The sequence below is a fragment of the Cytophagaceae bacterium genome, assembly GCA_016722655.1.
GTDB lineage: Bacteria > Bacteroidota > Bacteroidia > Cytophagales > Spirosomataceae > Leadbetterella.
In genome coordinates this window covers 794,808-817,665 of the sequence record JADKIR010000004.1, presented here as the reverse complement: position 1 = coordinate 817,665, position 22,858 = coordinate 794,808, and the positions used below count along the sequence as shown (strand labels likewise).

At 37.0% G+C, this 22,858-nt stretch carries 15 protein-coding genes, 1 tRNA gene and 1 rRNA gene; 5 read left to right on the top strand and 12 right to left on the bottom strand.

Annotation, left to right across the window (positions count from 1 at the left end; all coding sequences use genetic code 11):
- Positions 1-140: 140 nt before the first annotated feature.
- Positions 141-252, top strand: a 5S ribosomal RNA gene (gene rrf, locus IPP61_04140).
- An 833-nt stretch (positions 253-1,085) separates the two neighbouring features.
- On the opposite strand, the gene IPP61_04135 is transcribed toward rrf, so the two are convergent.
- Positions 1,086-1,162, bottom strand: a tRNA-His gene (locus tag IPP61_04135).
- Positions 1,163-1,331: 169 nt separating this feature from the next.
- Between IPP61_04135 and IPP61_04130 the strand changes: the two genes are divergently transcribed.
- Both IPP61_04130 and IPP61_04125 read left to right on the top strand, forming a co-directional pair.
- Positions 1,332-2,105, top strand: coding sequence for a glucose 1-dehydrogenase (locus IPP61_04130; GenBank protein MBL0324363.1), 774 nt, complete (start codon positions 1,332-1,334; stop codon positions 2,103-2,105).
- Between the two features lie 19 nt (positions 2,106-2,124).
- On the top strand, positions 2,125-2,979 hold the full coding sequence (locus tag IPP61_04125; GenBank protein ID MBL0324362.1) for a fumarylacetoacetate hydrolase family protein: 855 nt from the start codon (positions 2,125-2,127) through the stop codon (positions 2,977-2,979).
- Between the two features lie 70 nt (positions 2,980-3,049).
- On the opposite strand, the gene IPP61_04120 is transcribed toward IPP61_04125, so the two are convergent.
- The 9 genes from IPP61_04120 to IPP61_04080 form a co-directional block, all read right to left on the bottom strand.
- Positions 3,050-4,462: a glycoside hydrolase family 30 protein gene (locus IPP61_04120; GenBank protein ID MBL0324361.1), complete on the bottom strand. Its 1,413-nt coding sequence runs from the start codon at positions 4,460-4,462 to the stop codon at positions 3,050-3,052.
- Between the two features lie 201 nt (positions 4,463-4,663).
- Positions 4,664-5,422: a glucose 1-dehydrogenase gene (locus tag IPP61_04115; GenBank protein ID MBL0324360.1), complete on the bottom strand. Its 759-nt coding sequence runs from the start codon at positions 5,420-5,422 to the stop codon at positions 4,664-4,666.
- Positions 5,423-5,442: 20 nt separating this feature from the next.
- Complete coding sequence (locus IPP61_04110) at positions 5,443-7,476, bottom strand: ThuA domain-containing protein (GenBank protein MBL0324359.1); 2,034 nt, start codon at positions 7,474-7,476, stop codon at positions 5,443-5,445.
- 127 nt (positions 7,477-7,603) lie between these two features.
- The gene (locus IPP61_04105; GenBank protein ID MBL0324358.1) at positions 7,604-8,593 is read right to left on the bottom strand and encodes a VWA domain-containing protein; all 990 of its coding nucleotides are present in this window, start codon (positions 8,591-8,593) and stop codon (positions 7,604-7,606) included.
- Positions 8,590-9,426, bottom strand: coding sequence for an N-acetylmuramic acid 6-phosphate etherase (murQ, locus tag IPP61_04100; GenBank protein ID MBL0324357.1), 837 nt, complete (start codon positions 9,424-9,426; stop codon positions 8,590-8,592). The genes IPP61_04105 and murQ overlap by 4 nt, the downstream gene beginning before the upstream one ends.
- Positions 9,410-10,801, bottom strand: a complete 1,392-nt coding sequence (locus IPP61_04095; protein MBL0324356.1) for a dipeptidase — start codon at positions 10,799-10,801, stop codon at positions 9,410-9,412. Before IPP61_04095 ends, murQ begins: the two co-directional genes overlap by 17 nt.
- A 245-nt stretch (positions 10,802-11,046) precedes the next feature.
- Complete coding sequence (locus tag IPP61_04090; GenBank protein ID MBL0324355.1) at positions 11,047-12,060, bottom strand: hypothetical protein; 1,014 nt, start codon at positions 12,058-12,060, stop codon at positions 11,047-11,049.
- A 4-nt stretch (positions 12,061-12,064) separates the two neighbouring features.
- Positions 12,065-15,844, bottom strand: a complete 3,780-nt coding sequence (locus IPP61_04085) for a WG repeat-containing protein (GenBank protein ID MBL0324354.1) — start codon at positions 15,842-15,844, stop codon at positions 12,065-12,067.
- Between the two features lie 135 nt (positions 15,845-15,979).
- Complete coding sequence (locus IPP61_04080; GenBank protein ID MBL0324353.1) at positions 15,980-18,082, bottom strand: S9 family peptidase; 2,103 nt, start codon at positions 18,080-18,082, stop codon at positions 15,980-15,982.
- A 179-nt stretch (positions 18,083-18,261) separates the two neighbouring features.
- On the opposite strand from IPP61_04080, the gene IPP61_04075 reads away from it, so the two are divergent.
- Positions 18,262-19,884 carry a hypothetical protein gene (locus IPP61_04075; protein ID MBL0324352.1) on the top strand — a complete coding sequence of 541 codons (1,623 nt, stop codon included), beginning with the start codon at positions 18,262-18,264 and terminating at the stop codon, positions 19,882-19,884.
- 13 nt (positions 19,885-19,897) lie between these two features.
- On the opposite strand, the gene IPP61_04070 is transcribed toward IPP61_04075, so the two are convergent.
- Together IPP61_04070 and IPP61_04065 are read right to left on the bottom strand one after the other, a co-directional pair.
- Entirely contained in the window at positions 19,898-20,932 is a 1,035-nt protein-coding gene (locus tag IPP61_04070; GenBank protein ID MBL0324351.1) for a LacI family DNA-binding transcriptional regulator, read from the bottom strand.
- Positions 20,933-21,102: 170 nt separating this feature from the next.
- The gene (locus tag IPP61_04065) at positions 21,103-22,005 is read right to left on the bottom strand and encodes a sugar phosphate isomerase/epimerase (GenBank protein MBL0324350.1); all 903 of its coding nucleotides are present in this window, start codon (positions 22,003-22,005) and stop codon (positions 21,103-21,105) included.
- Positions 22,006-22,121: 116 nt separating this feature from the next.
- Between IPP61_04065 and IPP61_04060 the strand changes: the two genes are divergently transcribed.
- Positions 22,122-22,817 carry an HAD family hydrolase gene (locus IPP61_04060; protein ID MBL0324349.1) on the top strand — a complete coding sequence of 232 codons (696 nt, stop codon included), beginning with the start codon at positions 22,122-22,124 and terminating at the stop codon, positions 22,815-22,817.
- The last annotated feature ends 41 nt before the right edge of the window (positions 22,818-22,858 follow it).

Genomic DNA, 22,858 nt, shown 5'->3' with positions numbered 1-22,858 from the left:
TTGCGAGTAATGAGTTACGAGTAGCGATTAAAGACATAAATGTCAAAAAGAAAACAAAACGCCGGAGCCGACAGCAAAAGCTGAAAGCAACAGCCATAAAGAGATAAAGCAAATTCGAGAGATTAAAGCTTAAGGACCTTCATGGTGTTAATAGGGCGGGTGAACACCTCTTCCCATTTCGAACAGAGCAGTTAAGCCCCGCACCGCCGATGGTACTTGGATCAAACCCGGGAGAGTAGGTAGATGCCAGTTAATTACTAAGCCCTAGTCATATGACTGGGGTTTTTGTGTTTTAGGGATTTGATAGAAGATCTGAAAAATTAACATTACATTAATCTCACCCTGCCTTTATTATTCTTTAATAGCTTATTTAGTCATAAAAAAGATAGAATACCACCCGGCCAGGGATAGCAACGGAAAGCCCGAAGTGCGGCTGGAATGTGCGGAAATCGGACTTGTAGTGGATAGCCCGGTCACGCTTTTGGCGTGAGGCCGCCAAAAGAGATTATTTTTTATAATACAACAAGTAAATATAATTCTTTAGTTTTTTTACTCTCTTTTTGTGTTTCGACACGCTTTGCCCTGTTGGGGAGGCTAATGGGGTTCGAATCGGATCGCCGCACCGCCACGACCCTCAGAACCACAATCTGTATTTTTTTTGATAAATATTTTGGAACAAAAAAAACGAGCCTTACGACTCGCTTTACCCTGATGGGGAGGCTAATGGGGTTCGAATCGGATCGCCGCACCGCCACGACCCCCATAACCACAATCGGTATTTTTTGGATGAAAATTTTGAAAAAAAAGCGAGCCTTACGACTCGCTTTGCCCTGTTGGGGAGGCTAATGGGGTTCGAATCGGAACGCCGCACCGCCACGGCTCCAAGAAAAACAATCTGTATTTTTGGATAGATATTTTGGAATAAAAAAAAGCGAGCCTTGCGACTCGATTTACCCTGATGGGAAGGCTAATGGGGTTCGAATCGGATCGCCGCACAGCCACGACCCCCAGAACCACAATCTATATTTTTTTGACAAATATTTTGGAACAAAAAAAAGCGAGCCTTACGACTCGCTTTACCCTGATGGGGAGGCTAATGGGGTTCGAACCCACGACCCCCAGAACCACAATCTGGTGCTCTAACCGACTGAGCTATAACCTCCATCTTGATTTGGGACTGCAAAGGTATCGAAAAGTTTAGATTTTGAAAAGAATATCCGCGGAAAATTTAACGCTTTTTTTACTGATCACTCTTTTATACCTTATTTTTCGTTTTGGTTTTTGTTTACCATATTCTAATATAACTTTGTTGGAAATATTAGCAGGAATTTATGTTTAAACTTACAAAAAAAGTAGCTGTAGTTACTGGTGGAGCCAGTGGCATAGGTTTGGAAATATCCAGGGCATTTGCAAAGCAAGGGGCAATTGTTCATATTTTTGAAACGAATATTGATAAAGCTGAGAGAGAAGCTGACTTAATTAATGCTAATGGTGGAAAGGCTTATTGCCACAAAGTAGATGTTTCTAATCAGGAAAATGTAAACAAAAAACTTCAAAAGATTCAGGCTTTACTGCCTGTTAATATTTTGGTCAATAATGCCGGAATTGCCCATGTTGGAACGGTAGAATCTACTACTGAAGATGATTTGGACCGATTATATAATGTCAATATCAAGGGTTTTTATAATTGTATGCATTGTGTGATTCCGTTGTTTAAATCAAACGGTGGCGGAATAATAATTAATATTGCGAGTATTGCAGCTACAGTTGGCATACCGGACAGATTTGCTTATTCTATGACCAAAGGGGCAATTTTTGCGATGACTACCCAGGTTGCACGCGATTATGTTCATGAAAATATTCGTTGTAACAGTATTTCACCTGCAAGGGTGCATACTCCTTTTGTAGATGGGTTTATCAAAAAGAATTATCCGGGACAGGAGCAGGAAGTATTTGAAAAACTTTCCAAAACTCAACCCATTGGCAGAATGGCCAAGCCTGAGGAGATAGCTGCAATGGCGGTTTACCTTGCCTCAGATGAAGCTTCCTTTATTACTGGTTGTGACTATGTAATTGATGGTGGCTTTGTTAAACTTAATAATTAATAAATATTCAACCATTTTTATGAAACTTATACGATTTGGAGATTTTGAATTTGAAAAACCCGGATTTATTTCCCAAAATGGGAAATATTATGATGCGAGTAGTTTTGGAGAAGATTTTAATGAATTTTTTTTTACTACAAATGGTTTAAGCCGTTTTGCAGAATGGTTACAGGAAAACGAGAAAAATTGCCCAGAAATTGATAAAAGTGTAAGATTGGGCTCATGTGTTGGCCGCCCATCAAAGATTGTATGCATAGGCTTAAATTATGCTAAACATGCGGCTGAATCAAAGATGGAAGTTCCGAAAGAACCTGTGGTTTTTTTCAAAGCTTCTACCGCTCTTTGTGGCCCCAATGATAATGTGGTAATCCCTAAGAATTCGGTTAAAACTGACTGGGAGGTTGAGCTGGCAGTTGTAATCGGCAAAAAGGCATCATATATCTCAAAAGAAGAGGCGATGGAATATGTTGCCGGATATTGCCTGCACAATGACTACTCTGAAAGAGAGTTTCAATTGGAAAGAGGTGGACAATGGGTTAAGGGAAAATCTGCAGATACTTTCGCACCTTTGGGACCATTTCTTGCAACCAAAGATGAAATTGAGGATCCCCATAATCTTAATTTATGGCTCGATTTGAATGGAAAAAGACTCCAGGATTCTAATACCAATGACCTAATTTTTGATATTCCTACAATTATTAGTTATCTGAGCCAATTTATGACGCTTTTGCCTGGTGATGTGATTTCTACAGGTACGCCAGCGGGTGTAGGGTTGGGGTTGAATCCTCCCACTTATCTCAAACCGGGGGATGTGGTTGAACTAGGAATTGAAGGCCTTGGCACTCAAAGGCAAATGGCTTCTGCTTATAATTGATTTTGATTCTTTATAGTACATAAAAAAGGCTTTGAAATATCTTCAAAGCCTTTTTTGTATATAAACTATTTTAAAAAACCAAAGTTTGAATGGCTTTTGCCGGTATCATAATGTCAGTGGCTTTTTGACCTACATAATATTTGTACTGAACTTCATTCTCACTGAGATTAAGAACAATGGTTACTAATTGACCGTCGGGATTTTTAAACGATGTGCTTAACAATTGACTGCGGCTCGCTGATGTGGCTATACGATGAGCACCTTTTTTTATGAATTTGGAAAAATGACCTATCACATAGTAAGAAGGCGTGTAAATGATTTCATTGGTATTGAGATCGGCATGAATGGGGGCAAAACAGAAATTTCCAACATGATTAGGGCCACCTTTTTCGTCTAAAAGAATATTCCAGTCGGTCCAGGCTACAACACCATTGTTAAAGTCATTAATGAGCGATTTTCCATATCTTTCACCATTGGCCCAAAGCTGATAATTGGCCGGATTAAATCTTTCCACACAACCTTCAGTGAAAAGAAGCTTTTTATCGGGATACATTTCCTGTACTTTATCTACGTTTTCAAACATTGGATCTCCACCACTCCAGTTTTCATACCAATGGAATCCGACACCATAAACATATTGAGCAGCATCAGGGTCATCGAGTATGGTTGAAGCCCTTTGAGTCAACAGGTCACGGTTATGATCCCACACAATGATTTTTTTAGTTCCCAAACCAGACTTCTTAAGCGTAGGCCCCAGGTATTTTTTTAGAAAATCTCTTTCATCTTCAGCAGAATAAATGCAAGATTCCCAGGATTGAGTGGCCATTGGTTCATTTTGAATGGTTATTCCCCAAACAGGAAGACCTATTTTTTCATAATTTTTGATAAATTTTACATAATAATTGGCCCAGGATTGTGCAAATTCCGGCAACAATTTTCCTCCGCGAAGCATATTATTGTTGGTTTTCATAAATGCAGGAGGACTCCATGGGCTAACGTAGAACGTAGGAGTTTCTCCGGCTTTTTTAAATGCTTCTTTAATTAATGGGACTTTAAATTTTAGGTCATGCGAAATATCCCAGGTTTTTAAGGCTGCATCACCTTCCTGCACATAGGTATAAGAATCAGAGCTGAAATCGCAGCTATTAATATTTGTTCTGATTAGGTTATATCCTATTCCGGATTTTTTATCGTAATAGGCATTCAAAATTTCTTTTTGTTTTTCTGCAGGTAATTTGTAAAAAACCTCCGCACTAGCATCAGTTATCGCTCCACCAATACCAACCACAGTTTGGAAAGATTTTTTTGGATTTACAAAAATGCAAATCTGTGTTTCGACAGGCTGACCGGTAGGTACAAGATTGGCATTTCCGGTTAGACTTAATTTTTGGTCAGTTTGGTTGGCAGTAGTATATATTTTTACGTTTTGGGCAAAAACTGAATACCCGGCTAAAACCAATAGAATAGCAAGTAGTTTTTTCATAATAGATTTAATCAATTCAAATTTTAAGGTTTTATAAATTCAATTTCAATATAATACAAAAATTTACTTTTTTATTGATATTTTAAATGATACTAATCAGAATCGGAAAATAAAAAAAACAGGCTATTTAGGCCTGTTTGTGTTTAATTACATAAAATTAATTTTCAAAAACTGGTTTCTTCTTCTTTTTGGGAAATTAAATTAAAAACCGATTGCGTTTCCTCCATCGACTCTTAATGATACTCCGGTAATGTAATCAGCAGCCGGAGATGCCAGAAACACAACGGCATTTCCAATATCTTCTGGTTTACCAAATTTTTCCATAGGAGTGCGACCAAGAGCTTTATTCATGCGGTCAGGGTCAGAGTTCATGGCGGTTTTCATCATAGCAGTTTCGATAAAACCAGGGGCTACAGCGTTGACTCTAACGTTAAATTTCCCCCAATCAGTAGCCAAAGCTTTGGTTAGTCCTTCGATCCCGCTTTTTGATGCAGTATAGGCAGGCACACGGTCGATGCCATAATAGCCTGCCATGGATGAAATATTGATTATTGAGCCAGATTGGCGTCCAATCATTTTTTTAGCGACCTCCCGAGTCAAAGAAAATACAGCCTGAAGGTTAGTTTGTATAATATTGGCGAACTCTCCATCGGTTACTTCTACCGAAGGTTTTTTCATATTAATACCGGCATTGTTTACCAAAGTATTTATCGGGCCAAATTTACTTTCAATATCTTCCACCAATTGTATAGTCTGACTAAGATCAGTGACGTCATTTACAAGATAAAAAGCATTAATACCCAAAATAGATACCGCTTCTTTTAAAACTTCTTCTCTACGGCCGGTAATAACCACTCTGGCCCCTGCATTAACGAGACATTGGCTGATTGCCAGCCCTATGCCTGTTCCGCCACCTGTAACGACGGCTAAATTCCCCTCAAGGGAAAACGGATTGTTCATTGTATTTTAAATTGAATAAATTATTGTTTTTTTGCTAAATCCAAAGCTTGAGTGGTAATTGAATATTTTAATAACATATTTGGCACTTCCCAGTCAGGTAGGTTATTTACTTTGTAATATTTCAAAAATCTTTCCATAACCTCTCCAAAATGAGCCTCATGACCTGTTCGAAAGCTTTCCGGAATTATTATTTTGTATTCTTCTCCTTGTTTTTGAACTGAAACTCCGAAATATTTTTTTGCCAGAAAATCAACTGTATTTTTTATTTGAGACTCTGAACATCTGGCATTTTTGATATAAAGCTGAGGCACAAAGCCTTCTTTTTCACCTTGTCTTATTTCAAGGTCCGATTGGGTGCCTTTCATGATGGAATAATGAGTATCACCACCTTTTTCTGCACTGTAGTTCCATAGAACTTTGACTTTTGCATGGATTTCTTTCAGTTTAAAATCAATCTCACCATTGGCAAATACTTCCAGAGAATTGTCATTTTTCAGATTATTCTTAAGGAAATCAGGAAATTGATTGGCTCCCGTGATTTTTGAGAATTCAGACAAAGTCATGGTAGTGGGCCACCTTTTTGCTGCAATTAATTCGGCATCGGTAAGTTGTAAAGGAGTATCAGGAAATGCCGCCCACTGTACCAAATCTACTAGATGAGTAGTTACATCCACAATTCCTTCGCCTTGTTGTTTGGTATCCATAAACCATTGTGGCCGAATGAGCGGGCTTCCGGACACATATTTGAAAAAATAATGAACGCTTTCTTTTATGATGGAAGGGTTTTCCGGACTACCGGGAAGAATTTTACCAAAAACTTCGGGAGAAAAAGATAATTCTCTTTGCAAAACAGTGGTGATTTCACTCCTTTCTGTCATAATATCATAAAGCAATACCTCCTTTTCTTTTGCTATTTCAAATGCTTTTTTGAGTTTAAGAAAACCTTCTGAATCTATGCACATGGGTTTGTCGGCTAAAACATTTAAACCTGAAGAAATACTCTTGAGTATCATATCGGTCTTTTTGGCATTGTTTCCGGCCATAACCACGATGTCACCTTTTTTCTCAGAAATCATTTTTTCAAAAAAATCATCTCCGGCATAAACATTTTCCTGCCAGTGGGTTGGGTTATCTTTCCGGTTATTATAGGCTTCGATTCTTTGCAAATGTTGCTTCAAATCAGGACCCTCAGGGGCATAGACATTTACATTTGGATTTAGTCCTGGAAGAGAGGTTTTTTGAACCAATGCAGCATGAAAATGTCCGGGATCCAGAGTTATTAACCTGGCTGCAGGTTTTTCAAATTTCAAATTTTTACTATAATCAAGTTTGGTTTTCTTTCCCATGGCATATTTAATTCCACCAAAAACATGTTCTAAAAATCGGGGGTCATCAAAATCCTTTTCATTATGCCCACCGGCTGTATAAAATATCCTGCCACCTTCAAACTCATGGTACCAGGCATTGGGGTAGTTTTGAGGATGACGACCCGATTGAAAAGAAGTGGAATCCAGTACCATCAATACATTTACATATGGTTGAATTGGGCCGAATAGATACCATTCGTCCCAGCGTTCCCAGTTCTTGGGAAGGTGCCTGGTAGAAATATGTTTTCTATCAACCACTTTTACATTACCAGATTGCTGAGGTGGATGCCACTTGAAAGTAGCTCCCAGCATGCGGTTAAACCAAGTCCAGTTTCTTTCAACCCCTGAAGTGGAGTGAATACCCACGAAGCCACCTCCTGCCCTAATGTAGCGTTGTAAAGCAGCTTCCTGATCGGCATCGAGGATGTCCTGATTGGCACTAACAAATACTAAGGCAGAGTATTTTTTTAGCGTATCATCATTAAAAAGGTTTGCATCTTCAGAAACATTGGCATAAAGGCCATTTTTTATGCAATAATTTTTAATTGCATTATTGGCGTGTTCTATAGATTGATGGCGATAAGCCCATTTAGCGTTTTTAGAAAAGATCAGAATTTGTTTTTGCCCAAAATTTTCTGAAAGCATCATGAAAAAAAATGGTAAAAAAAGCAATAAAGTTTTTTTCATATTTTTGAAGATTGAATACTGCAAACCTACTAAAATTCAATAGGTCTGTTAATTTAATAATCTTTAAAAAGCAATACTATTTTGACGTTTTGTAAAAAATTATTATCAAAATATTATTAAAGTAAAATTAATCTTCCAATATATTTCCTAAAAAAGTATGTTTTAGGAGTAATGAAATCAAAAGAAATAGAATAGCCCAATTGAGATATATATAATAATAATCACTTACATTTTTAATTCCCTGATCTTTAAACCGGCTTTTTTCGAGGGTGTTTATTTGTTCAAAAATCCTTCCCAGGGTACGGTTGTCGGTTGCTCTGAAAAACTGTCCATTTCCATTGTTTGCCAACATTTTTAACGTTTTTTCATCAATCTTTTCTGATGTACCATCCTTTCCTATAGCTATAGTATAGATCCTGATTCCAAAAGTTTTGGCCAATTCAAGAGCGATTGCAGGATCAATACTTCCGGTTGTATTATCACCATCACTAATAATTATTGTCACTTTTGATTTTCCGGGAACATCTCTGAGTTTGTTGATACTTGAGGCTAAAGCCAGCCCAATGGCAGTACCTGAGGTTTTTACAAGATTGGTATTTAGTTTTGAAAGTTCATCCCTGAGTTGATCGTAATCTGTCGTTAAAGGACTTAATGTGGTAGTTTCCCCAGCAAATGCTACCAATGCAATGCGGTCATTGGATCGGCCACTTACAAAATCGACAGCGATTTTTTTGGCTGCTTCGAGGCGGTTTGGCTGAAGGTCATTTGCCAGCATAGACTCCGATACGTCAACTGCCAGGGCTATGTCTATCCCTTCTGCATATTTTTCGGTGCTTTGGTCTTCTAATTGTGGTCTGGCTAGTGCAAATATCAGATTTATCAAACCTAACATAAAAAACAACGGAACCAAATACCTCATCCAAACAAAAATTGACGACTGTATTGAAATTTCGGAAATTGATAATATTAGTTTGGGTAAACGGTGAGATTTGAAGACCCATTTCAGAAAAAATAATAGGGGGATCAGCAAAAGGAGCCAAAAATAATAAGGCCTTGCCCACTCAAAAGTCCTTAAAGTGTCAGGACTAAACCAGTTTAATGAAAACCAGTTCATCAGGTGGCTGAAAGTTGAATTTGTGCCAAAGCTTTTCGGACATTACCATATTTAAGCAGTAGATTTTTGGCTGTATTGTAATCTACACCGCTTTCTTTCATTATCATTCGGGTACCTCTTTCAACCAGTTTATCATTGGAAAGTTGCATGTCCACCATAATATTACCTTTCACTTTTCCCAATTTAATCATGATGGAAGTTGAAATCATATTCAAAACCAATTTTTGGGCTGTTCCAGATTTCATTCTGGTAGAACCTGTCACATATTCAGGACCTACAACTACTTCGACAGGATACTGAGCTTCAGTGGCTACCGGGCTGTTTTCATTGCAAACAATGCATCCAGTAAGTAGTCCGTTTTTGTTAGCGTCATTGAGACCACCTTCAACATAGGGGGTACGGCCAGAGGCAGCAATACCTACTACAGAGTCATTTGGCCCAATATTGTACTCAGAAAGGTCTTTCCAGGCTTGTTGCGGATCATCTTCAGCATTTTCGACAGCATTTCTTATGGCGAAATCTCCGCCGGCGATAATACCCACCACCATAGTGGGAGGTACACCATAAGTAGGTGGGCATTCAGATGCATCTAAAATACCCAGACGACCACTTGTACCCGCACCAATGTAGAATAATCGCCCTCCATTTTTCATTCTTTCTACTATTTCTGAAACTAAAGCCTCAATTTGAGGTATAGCTTTTTCCACAGCAAAAGGAATAGTTTTATCTTCCTGATTGATACCTTGAAGTATTTCGGATAGACTCTTTTTTTCGAGATTATTATGATTGGAAGGGGCCTCGGTTGAAAGCCCCTCCAAATTAAGATTTTTGCTCATTTAACAACTGAGAATAGTACTTATAAAACAACGGAATGGTCTCAATACCTTTCATAAAATTAAAAACACCGTAGTGTTCATTTGGCGAATGTAGTGCATCAGAGTCCAGACCAAAACCAAAAAGGATTGACTTTAACCCCAATTCTTGCTCAAATAGTGCCACAATTGGGATACTTCCTCCTCCACGTGTTGGAACCGGTGTTTTACCAAAACCTTCTTCAAGTGCTAAATATGCAGCTTTGTACCCGATAGAATCTGTAGGAGTAACATAAGGTTGACCTCCGTGATGTTTTTTTACCTTTACTTTTACCGTTGGAGAAGCTATTTTATTAAAATGTTTGGTAAAGAGCTCAGAAATTTCTTCCCAATCCTGATCTGGTACCAATCTCATAGATATTTTGGCAAATGCTTTTGAAGGTAACACAGTCTTTGATCCTTCACCTGTATATCCTCCCCATATTCCGTTTACATCCAATGTCGGACGTATGGATGCCCGCTCACGGGTTGTATAGCCTTTTTCTCCGGTTACTTCGTCGATTTCAAGGTCTTTTTTGTAAGCCTCCAGATCAAACGGAGCAGATTCAAGTGCATCTCTTTCTTCGGTTGTCAGTTCTACTACTTTATCATAAAAACCCTCAACAGTGATTTTACCGTTTTCGTCATGCATGGAGGCTATCATCTGGGCCAAAACATTGATAGGATTGGCAACTGCTCCGCCATAAACTCCTGAATGAAGGTCTCTGTTGGCAGCAGTGACTTCAACTTCCATGTACGCAAGTCCTCTCAGGCCGGTTTCAACCGAAGGTATGTCATTGGCTATGATAGAAGTATCTGAAATCAGAATTAAATCGGCTTTTAGTTTTTCTTTATTATTTTTTACAAAAGTCCCCAGGTTTTCAGAGCCAACTTCTTCCTCCCCTTCAAACATTATTTTTACATTACATGGAAGACCTTCATGCAAGTTCATAGCTTCTATGGCTTTTACATGCATGTATATTTGACCTTTGTCATCACATGATCCACGGGCGAAAATGGCACCATCAGGGTGAACAGGTGTGATTTTTATGGTAGGCTCAAATGGCGGTGTATTCCAAAGCTCTACCGGATCAGCCGGTTGCACATCATAGTGACCGTAAGTAAGGATTGTGGGAAGAGAAGGGTCAATTATTTTTTCTGCATAAACAATCGGATGACCGTCAGTTGGGCAAATTTCAGCATGGTCGAGCCCTGCTTCAAGCAATTTTCCTTTAATATATTCGGCTGCGGTGAGCATGTCGTCTTTGTGCTTTGAATCGGCACTAACTGAGGGTATTCTTAAGAAATCGAAAAGTTCGTTAAGGTATCTTTGTTTGTTTGAAGCGATGAAATCTTTCATAAAATGAGAAAATTATTTTGAATCAAATTTAGGTATTTTACCGAGGGAAAAAAATATAAAAGGGAAAGAGTAAGTTTCAAAATATGATTTTTTCATGTATAAAAATGCCTTTAAACGATATTTTGTTTTAGAATAATCCCCCAATTAAATAAATATTAATCCCGTGATAAAATTTAAAACGTCCTAAAAAATTACAGCTAATAATAACTAATTTTGAGATAAGAATTTGAATTTTCAATCTGTACTTACTCAAATTTTTTGCAAGGAACAGAAATCTGTATAATTGAATCCACAAATTTCCTGTTTTTCATTGCCGGAATAAATCCGGGCAAACTTTCAACAGCTTTTATTGCGTTCTCACCACAGCCAAAGCCCGGATCTTTAACAATCTCCAGGATTCTAATATTTCCATCTTTTTCGGCCATAGCTTTTATTTCTACCATTTCATTGATATTGGCATTTGAAGCAGCTACAGAAAAAATCATCTCTTTTTGTAAAAATCTAAGTAGCTCACTATCATCGTCGATAAATGTGGCTTTTTTGTCAGGATTTTTTTCGAAAACATCATCTGATACCTGAATTTTTAAAATTTTGCTTTCCATAACGGGGGTTTCAACAAGCATTGGGGCTGGTATTTCGCTACCAGTTCCTTCAGCAGGTGGTGGCGGAGGTGCTAAAAAAGCCTGGTTTTGTCTTTCATTTGTTATTTCAGGAGCTGGTTCAACACCAAAGGGGATTTCTACAGCAACTCTGGAATCAAAAGGCTGGCTTTCGGTATCAATTGCTGGATCCCAATTGCCAAGTGACCTGATTACCCTCTCAGCTTCGGTGTCACAATCTTTATTAAATATGCCATTGGTCTTAAAATCAGATAATTCCCCATCTTTTGACACTAAAAACGAGACGGTTAAATAGCCTTCGAACTCTTTTGCGGATTCCGGCAATTCAACACGTGCCAATGCCAATTCATTGAATGTTTCTTCACCACCCGGATAACTCGCATATCTTAATTTTCTTGATTCTTGTTGTCGCCGGAGTTGCTTCTGTTTATAATCTTCCAGATCAACAGCTCTGGAAATAACAGCCCTCTCTACTATTACTTCGGATGGCGGGGGTGGCTCCTCCATCATTACTTCTCCATCATTTTTTGGGATTGGAGCCGAAAAAATAATTGTTTTTTCTTTTTTCTTTTTCTTTTGGGCAAAAGAATCAATGCCTGCAAAAAGGCAAAATATTAATAACACGTACCTTAATTTCATGTTTTTAGTTTAATTTCTTTCCAGTTTTATCAAATTCAATCTGTACTCCATTTTCCACTGCTCTTATGGTATCACCATAGATTTCGTCTATCGAATCAAATTTTGGAGGTAATATTATTTTTCCACTTAAATCAATTACACCATAATACCCATTTAGTTTAATTTTTGAAAACCCTTCCCTGAAATACAGTTGGTCATCATATTTATAGTCAAATAGTATTTTACCTGTAACAAGATTATAAACAGACCATTTGTCGTTTTTTTGGATAGATATATTACCTAGGTAATCGACGTCAGCAATTATATTTTGAAAGTTAAAATCAAGAATTGTTTCACCCTGCTGACTGAGCAAGCCAAATACTGAATCTTTCCGGGCAACATACAAACCAAATGAAATCATACTCAAATTTGAATATATTGTTGGAAAAATTTCCTTTCCTGATATATCAATCAGACCTACTTTTGAACCCTTTCTTACTATTGCTTTCCCATTTTGATATCCGTTGACTTCATCATATTTTGCTGAAAGGATTTCATTTCCATGCAAATCAACTACACCCCATTGATTATCTAATCTGAAGCTCAGGAATCCTTCGGTATTGGAGCCCAATTGGTCATATTTTGAAGGGACTACCAATTTTCCTTTGGAATTGATCAAGCCAAACTTTTTTTCATTTGCAATGATAGCATAATTATTTTCAAACTTGTAGGCATTTTCAAATTGCACCGGAATGGTCTCCTTACCTTCCGTATTAATGTAGCCCATTTTATTATTTAGAGATACTACATAAAACCCAGTGTAGTCATAGCCCGATTCACCAAAGTCAATTTTGTCATATAGTTTATCAGTAAGAATAATTCCGTATTTATTAACAAGTCCATACTTTCCGTTTTTTTTATACCTTGCTCTATCTTGATGGAAAGAGGTAATCTCTTCAAAATCAGGGGGAATAGGCTGCCTGCAAGCGTTATCTATGATACCCCATTTACCATTTGACTTTACACGTGTGATATTTGAGCTATTGTCTTCCTGTAAGTCTTCATAAATTGGTGAAATAAGCTCCATTCCGGTATGATCTATTAAACCAAATTTGCCATCCATGTTTATTCTGGCACGATTTGTATTTGAAAAATATCCGATTTCATCATATTTGGGATCTGTTAAAACTTTCCCATTTTGGTCACAGAGTCCCCATTTTGAACCTTTTTTGTATTTAATGTTATAGTTTGAAGTGATCTCAATCTGGTCATAAGTAGGCTGAATTATTATTTTATCTAAAAAATCAACCACTCCAAATTTACTATTTTCTTTAATTACGCATCTGTTGTTGGAAACGGAGCTAATAAGCGAATATTTTGGTTTTAAGATTTCTTTACCACCGAGATCAAGTAAGCCCCATTTTGTGCCAGATCTGACCTGAAAGTATTGAGAATTATAACTTCTGACTTCATCGTATATTTTAGCAACAACTTCTTTATTATCAGCATCAATCAAGCCTATTTTTGCATTTTTTGAAACCTTAAATACCTCCTTGTCGTTTAAATACATTTTTTCGATTTTATCATACTCCAGATCCCATTTCTTTTTAGTTTTTATATTGAAAAGCCCATATTTACCATTAATACCGATAGAAATAAATGTCTCAGATAAATATTTTATATCATCATAATTGGCATCAAGCAAAACCGAATTTTCAATACCTAAAATGCCTTTTTTTTGATTTTTGAGAAATACAAGGAAGTTTGGAATTTCTAACGATTCCAGTTTTTCATATTCAAAGGGGATCACAGTCTCCATTTTTATTGAAAGTACTCCATATTTAGAATCTTTGGACGCAATCCAACCTTTGTTAATACTATAAACATTTTTAAATTCAATTGCAGATGTGTATTTAGTTTTTGAATTATAAAAACCAGTCATTTCTCCAATTTTTATCATAAATGTACCTTTATATAAATCATAAACTTCATCATACTTTAAAGGTAAAACTTCATTCCCCAGTAAGTCAATAATGCCAGTTTTGTTACTTTTAGAGGCTCTAAGAAATTCATCATTAAGGACTCCAACATAGGAATATACAAACGGTATTTTTTCTTTAAAATTGAGATCTAATACACCAAAAAAACCATTTTTATTGGTTATAAGATATTTTCCCATACCAGCCAAGCTAAAAGCCCCATCGTAAATTGCGGGAAGTTTTACTTCTCCGTTATAACCAACTATTCCCCACTTGCCCGATTGATCCTGAAAAGAGAGGTACTTAAAGTACTGATGTCCATAATCTATTATGGACAGATTGAGGTATTGAAATGGAATAATAACCTTTTCATTTTCATCTATCAATCCGTATTTTAAATTGCTTTTGGCAATCTTCAGGCTTCCTAAATTTTCAATAATTTCGTAAGCCTTACTCTCAACTTTTTCTCCTTTATAATTAAATGTAATAATCTGGTTATCAAACGTCTCTGCGGTAAAGTTTCCTTTGTCATCAACATACCCGATTGTCTGATAAATTGGCTTGATGATTTCTTTCCCTTTTGAGTCAATCATTCCAAATTTTCTTGCCCCATAGCCATCTGTTTTATCAATTATAGCCACTTTGTTCAATCCAAATCTACCTAATTGATCTATATCAGAATATTTTGGAGGAGCTACTATTTTATTAGTTTTGTCAATTAAGCCAAATTTTTTATTTATCTGAAATATTGCCAACCCATCATCATTAAATGATCTTAAATATTCATACTGGGGTTTAATAATTTCCTTCCCATCTCTATCTACCAGTCCATATTTATTGTTTTTTATCACTCTGGCATAACCGTTTTCAAAACCTTCAACCGGTTGATTGTACACAAATGGCACTATTGTTTTCTTTTCGAAGTTGGTCCAACCCCAACCCGTTGGCATTTTTGCCGAAAACTCATCAGAAGTTAAATAACTGACAGACAAATCTTCATAAATAGGATCGATCAGCCACTCCTGACTAGCATTTATTAGACCTTTTTTTAAATTTACAGTGGCGATATACCCCAAATTGACATACGACAAATTATCATATTTGAATGGTATTATGATTTCATTTTGATTATTTACCACACCGCTTTTTGTCACTTTTTTTACGATAAATTTATGATTTTTTGAATTATCATTGTTTATTATTTGTAAGTCTTTATACTGAAAAGGGATCAGAGTTTTATTTTCCAAATTAATTACACCAAAATTCTCACCTGATTGAGCTATTAATAAGTCTGAGCCATAAATTTGATCTAATTTTGAGTATTTGAAAGGGATAATTTCTTTTCCATCAGTATCAAACACTCCAAAAAACTGATTTTTATAAGCCCTAAAATAAGTTATCTCTTTTGAATCCTTGAGGCTATAAATACTTTGAAATTCTATTGGAATAATGACTGATTTCTTTTTAGTATCAAAACGACCATAGAGTTTATCGGAATTTAATATCAGATTATCACTTTTCAAACCATCAAAGTAGCAATATGTTAGATTACCAGGCACCAACTCGGTATTTTTGGAATCCAAAACATGAAATTTCCGATCCTCACTTTGAGCCCAAATCACTCCATTATTAAAATCACTAATACTTATGTAAACCGGGGGAATTACCTCCTTTTCTTTTTGATTAATATACCCATATCTGCCATTAAAAAGCTCCACTTTTCTAAGGCCAAGCTCATTTTCGGGTAAAATTTTGGAGTATTTCGCAACTTGTTGTGCATTTAAAAAGAAAGGAAGAAGAAAAAAAAGTGTAAAGAATTTTTTCATTTTTAATTTTACTGGAATTACTAAATTCAAATATAATAGAATTTATATCGGTACACAAAGATGCTTTAAAAAGCAAAAACAGTCTTCATTTCATAAAAAAAGAGACTGCTTTTACAATTATTTAAAAAAAGTGTTTTACCTCAACTCCCGCACCCCCATATTCCAAAAGATAAATCCATAGATGTCAGCCATGGTTTCGAGGTTTTTCTTGGTGTTGGAAGCACCGTGGCCTGAGTTGGTATCAATGCGTATTAACAAAGGATTTTTGGTGCTTTCGGCAGCTTTGGCTTGCAGCTCGGCGGTGTATTTAAACGAGTGGGCTGGCACTACACGGTCGTCGTGGTCGGCGGTAGTTACCAAAGTAGCCGGATAGTTTACACCTGATTTGATATTGTGCAAAGGCGAATAGCCATAAAGCACTTTGAATTCTTCGGCATTGTCGGCAGAGCCATAGTCGGCAATCCAGTTCCAACCGATGGTAAATTTGTGGAAACGCAACATGTCCATTACGCCCACTTGTGGGATTGCTACTTTGGCCAAATCGGGCCTTTGATTGATAACCGCCCCAACGAGCAGCCCACCATTGGAGCCTCCACGAAGAGCTAAATGCTCCGAATCACAATATTTGTTGGCAATCAGATATTCGCCGGCAGCTATAAAATCATCAAAAACATTCTGCTTTTTGAGCTTCATGCCTTGTTCATGCCATTTTTCGCCATATTCCGAACCACCACGCAGGTTGGCTTGAGCATATACGCCCCCGTACTCAAGAAAAGGAATCAAAAGCGGACTGAATGCAGGATTCAAACTCACATTAAACCCACCATAGCCGTATAGCAAAGTTGGGTTTTTTCCATTGAGTTTAACCCCTTTTTTGTAGGTAATAAACATGGGCACATTTGTACCATCTTTCGAAGTATAAAAAACTTGTTTGGTTTCAAAATCATCGGCCTTAAAATCTACTTCAGGATTACGGAATACCGAGCTTTTCTTTGTTGCGATGTCATACCGGTAAATTGTTGGCGGAAATGTAAAAGAAGTAAACGAATAAAACACAAACTTATCGGTTTTCTCACCACCAAAACCTCCTGCGGTGCCTAGGCCCGGTAGTTTTACTTCGTTTTCAAGTTTTCCATTCAGATTATAAACATAAATTCTCGTGGTTACATCTTTCAGATAATTGAGGAAAAGCTTGCCACCAGCCGTGCCAGCACCTTGCAATGGCTCAGGTTTTTCAGCAATAAAATCAGAGAATTTACTGGTTTTGGGATCAAACAAAAGTAGCTTTTCGTTCGGTGCTTTGTCGTTGGTTTGAACTATGAATTTCCCATTCACATTTTCAATAAAAGAAAAAGAAGAATTTGTGATTTCCTTAACAACCGGGCTAAATTCTTTTTGATCTTTGGATTTATAAAAAAGTGCATTGCCGTCAAGTCCTTTCCCACGATCGCTTACGTACAAAAACGCAAACTGCTCATCTTCAGAAGTACTCAAAGTATGAAAACGCTGTCCGTTAGCCGGATCCTGATACATCAGCTCGTCTTTTTCCTGAGTAGTGCCTACTGTATGAAACCACACCTGATGGTTCTCGTTTTTGGCCGCAAGAGCACTGCCTTCAGGCTTGGGATATCGGCTATAATAAAAACCTTTCCCCTGCCAGGCAAGGCCCGAAATTTTCACCCATTCGAGCTTATCGTCAAGAGTTTTTAAAGTTTTCAAATCCATAATAAAAACTTCCATCCAGTCAGAGCCGCCTTTTGAAAGGGCATAGGCTGCGTAATTTCCATCTTTAGAAATATTAAACTGCATCAGCCTAGTAGTGCCATCAGGCGATAGTTTATTGGCATCCATCACAACTTCAGGTGTGCCTTCGAGTCCTTGTTGACGATACAAAACCGACTGATTTTGCAGGCCATCATTTTTGTAAAAATAAAACCATTCGTGCTTTTTTGATGGAGCCGAATATTTGGGATAATTATAAACTTTTTCGAGGCGATCCTGAATCTGCTTACGATAGGGAATCATGGAAAGGTAATCAAAAGTGACCTCGTTCTGGGCTTTCACCCATGAGGCGGTTTCTTCCGACTTATCGTCTTCCAACCAGCGATAAGTGTCTTTTACCTCAGTGCCATGGTAGTTGTCGATTTGTTCTGTTTTTTTGGTTTCAGGATATTTTAATTGAGCCATTGTTAATATTGGTAGTAATACAAATGCTATGAGTTTAACTGATGATTTCATAGTTTTAATTTTATTTGAGCGTAAAAATATACTTTTTTAAATTTCTAAATTCATTTTCTATTTTAAAATTATCTCTTGCCTTTATCAAATCCTTTAAATAAAATTTTTTGAGAAACTAATTATTATCATAGCAATTACGGTTTTGAAAATTTACATTGGGTCAAAATTTAATTTTATCTATGAAAAGACTTTTTTTATCAATAATAATAGGCATATTATTTTTTGCATCACAATCTTATGCTCAGAATTTAAATGACTTAAACAAGTACATTAAAGAAGTTCAGCTCGAAAAGGAGATTTTCGGACAGGAGTTGGTATCTGCAGAAAAAAATAGTACGGAGGCAATTTTCCGACTTACTTATACTGACTCCAAAGGAAAAAGCACGGAGGAGGAATTCGTGTTTGATCTGATATTTTTTAGCCCGGTTTTGGTACAAAGAGAAGCCTCTAAAAAGTTAATAACTGTTGAACTTGCTACTGCTGAAGGTTTTGATGCTATTAAATATTCTAAAGCCGAAAAGTTTGAAAAATATGTCAACAAAATGATTTTCAGATTTGATGACGTAACTAATGCCAAAGAGTTCGAAAAAGGCATAAAAGCCGCAATTTCTGCCGCAAAAAGCAAGTTTGAATCCAGTATAAAACTAACGGATTCTTTTTCAGAACTCCAGAAAATGGTAGAAGGAACAATCACTAGTTTTGAAGAACAGGGAATAGAAGTTACACAAGGTACTCAAAGGGCCGGAAGCCTGAAAGACAGAGTAAAATTGGATTCCAAATTTGCCGCCAATAAAAAAGAAACCGACATGAGCTATGATTTTTCTTGGGGTGACCTCAATGACAAAGCTGTTGAAACTAAAGCCCAGGGAAGTATTTTTGAAGTGGAAATTCAAACCAACGACAAAGACGACTTTATAAAAATAACTGATAATTTGAAAAGTAAGGTAGAATATGGCAACAGCCTGAAGTTTTATGTTGCTAAGCCTAAAGAAACCAAGATTCTGGCCATGACTTTGAAGAAATTTTTACCAATGGCAAAAAAAGAGCTTCAAAACAGGCTGAAAACCGGGGGGTCGCCAGGTTTGGAAGCTTTATCGAAAATCTCTACTATTGAATTGGGAGAAGATAAAATCGAACAGAAAATAGAAAAAAACTGTATGTGTGAATACAGCAGGGAGATAGAAACCAAAGGCAAATCAAAAGAAGAAAAATATAGTTTTAACTTCGGAGATTTAACCGATTTTAAAATGAAAATTGACAAAAACTATCCTGTAATTTCGGCAAAAACAATTGATGGTCAAAAGTTTATATCATTAGAAAAAAGCGATAGTAAAAAATCCTTTGAAAAGGAAATTGACTTTTATATTCCGGACTTGGAATCTGCCCGCACGCTCATAGCAAGTTTGCCCGGCATTGCAAAAAAATGTCAGCAAAGTATTAAACCTGAAAATTTTCAGTGGTTGGTAAAAACACTTGGAAATGAAGAGCTGGGTGGTATTACACAGGAACTAAGTGCCTCAGAAAATAAGTGGGAGCTGGTGGTTACAACCGCTTCAGGCAAAAAAACCATAGAAAAAACATTTGAGTTTAATATCAAGGATATTGATGCATCCAAAAATAGCTTTGAAGTTGATGGCCAAAACATGGCTATTACTTTGCAGACTAAGGGGAAAGAGAAAGTTATCAAAGTAAGTGAAAATGGCAAATCGAGTTTTGCAGCAGAACTTCAGATAGTTGTAGCAAGTGCCGAAGAGGCTAAAAAAGTAAATGCAACAATTGCAGCTTTGTCAAAAGACAAATAATGAATTACTTAGATTAAAGGCCAAAAAACCTTCTTTGTAAATTTGTTGATTCACGAGGTACCACCTCGGGCTCCAACAAAATGGTTGCATCGCTGGTTTCAAACCCAAGATGTACTTGCTCAATGAGCATATTTACCGCTCGTTTTCCAAGTTCAGTGGCAGGAATGCTCACCGAACTTAAAGTCGGTGTTAAAGCACTTGATATGGGCTTGTCGTAATATCCAATAATACCAATGTCTTTGGGAATGTTGTACCCCTGGTCTCTCACGGCTTTCAGGATACCAGCTGCGGCCGAATCACTCGAAGCAATAAAGGCATCGGGGCGGTCATTGGAATTGAGGATTTCCATGGCTTTTTCGTAGGCTGATTCCAGATCAAAATCCCCGAAAACGAAATTCCTTGAATAGTCGTCTTTTCGATTTGATTCCATAGCTTCCAGAACTCCCTGCTCAAGGCTACTCTCTTTATTGTAGTTAGTTTCGGTGCCTAAAAAGTAAATTTTCTTATAGCCTTTTTCCAAAAGATGCTCCACTACTTTTTTTCCAGCCAATTTATGGTTTATCAAAAAAGAAGCTCCGGGTACTTTATGACTTTTTCGATCAAGAAAAATCAGCGGTTTGTTTAGCTTTACGATATGTTTAAAGTGTTCTTCGCTAGTGCTTTCCTGGGTTTTGCATACCAAAAATCCGTCAACTTTATGGTTAATCAGCCGGTTGACGAGTGTCAACTCTCTACCATAAGATTCATTACTAATGACATAGACTACCGAAAACCCGGCAACCAATGCATTTTCTTCAATTCCTTTTATTACTTGTTGAAAAAAATAATTGAGCTCAGGTACAATTACTGCGATCAGAAATGCCTGATCCACTGCTCCTGCGTTGGCCACCGATGGCAACTTGTAATTGAGTTTTTTTGAAAATTCCAAAACCGCCTCGCGGGTTTCGGTATTGATTTCGGGCATGCCCCTGAGAGCACGGGATACAGTTGAAATCGACAAACCTAGTTTGTCGGCAATGACTTTTAAAGTGGCGGCCTTGGGCTTCATAATGGGAGAAAAAATGTTTGTAATCCTAGCGTATATTTACCTATTCATGAGTAAGTTACGAATAATAAAGGTAAACGGTTGAAGTTAAATATCCAAAATTATTTTGCCGGAAAATTCCAATAAAAAAATGGCGACCAAAATTGACCGCCATTTTCAAGTTTTTTAAAAGTTTAATATTTCCATTTTTTCATGATTTTAAGGTCTTCTTTTATGCAATCAATGGGTGCTTTACCTTGATATGATTCCTGCTCAATTATAAACTGAGTGGTACCTCCGATTTTTTTACCTAAATCAATTACCTCTTTAACTCCTATCACACCTGCACCCAGTATAGTACTTTCATAAGTATTTCCTTCGGAATTTGCCTTAATCTCATCTTTCACGTGCATTAACTCAAACCTGCCCGGATATTGGTTTAAAAGTTCAACTGCACGGCCTCCACCACCATACATATTACCGATGTCGAGCTGCTGAGCCACCAAATTAGGGTCTGTATTCTGTAGCATAATGTCATAAACTTTGACTGAACTTAGTTTCAGACTGAATTCAAAGTCATGGTTATGATAGCCAAATTTCATTCCGCTTGCTTTGCAGAGTTCTCCGTTTTTATTAAAAATATCCATGAAAGCTTTTAGCTGTTCAAAGTCCCGGCGATAAGAAATATCAAGCCAGGGGCTAACCACATATTTTTGGCCGCAAATCGCCGCATCTTCTACAGTTTTTTTCCAACCATCCGTAAAGTCTTTTTTCGATTCGTCCCAATGCCCTTTGCCAAAAACGGTATGACCCGAAGGCATTATCAGTCCCAAATCATCCAAAACTTTCCTGAACTCTTTTGCAGTCCATCCGTAAAATTTCTGGTTGACATAATTGGCATGTTCTACGTTTTTGTAGCCCATTTCAGCAACTTTTTTCAGAGTTCCAAGTGGGTCTTTACTCATGTCATCTCTGACAGAATATAGTTGAACTCCCACCAAATGTTTTGCTTTTTTTGCAGCAAAAACATCAGTAGTGAGCAGGCTGCTTCCGGCAAATGCGAAAGCACTTTTTGCAATAAAATCTCTTCTTTTCATTAATTATAAGGTTGAAATGTCCTTTTTTTGTATAAAGATATATTTATTTGAAATATCAAACATTTAAATCCGCCAATTTTAAATTTTTTTAGAAATATAAATTTTGGTTTTATAAAATGAACAACCTTAAAGTAATTGCTTTTGATGCCGATGATACGCTTTGGGTCAATGAGCCGTATTTCCGTGAAGTTGAAGACCTTTTTTGTGCACTATTGGAAGACTATTTGCCCATGCATTCGTCAGCCAAGGAGCTTTTTAAAATAGAAATGCAAAACCTTGAGCTGTATGGCTATGGCATCAAGGCTTTTATGCTGAGTATGATTGAGACAATTTCGGTCATTACGGAATCAAAAGGCAGCCTAAAACTGGTTGAAGAAACCATCAAGCTGGGCAAAGAAATGCTGGAAAAACCCATTGAATTGCTCGAGGGTGTAGAAGACACATTGAAAGCCCTGAAAGGCAAATACCGCTTAGTAGTGGCTACCAAAGGTGACTTGCTGGATCAGGAACGAAAATTAAGGAAGTCGGGGTTGGAGGAATATTTTCATCATATCGAAATTATGTCTGAAAAACGCACCGCCGACTATCAAAAACTTATTAAACATCTTGATATCAAACCAAGTGAGTTTATGATGATTGGGAATTCGGTAAAATCAGACATTCTGCCGGTGCTGGAGCTCGGTGGCTGGGGAGTGCACGTGCCTTACCATACCACCTGGGCACATGAGCTAGTGGATGTTGAGATTGAAAATGAACAATTTAAGCAAGTTGAAAAACTGGATGACGTTTTAGGTTTTTTACATAAAAACTAAATTTTCAAATATTTTTTTGAAAATTGCATTTGATTTTCATT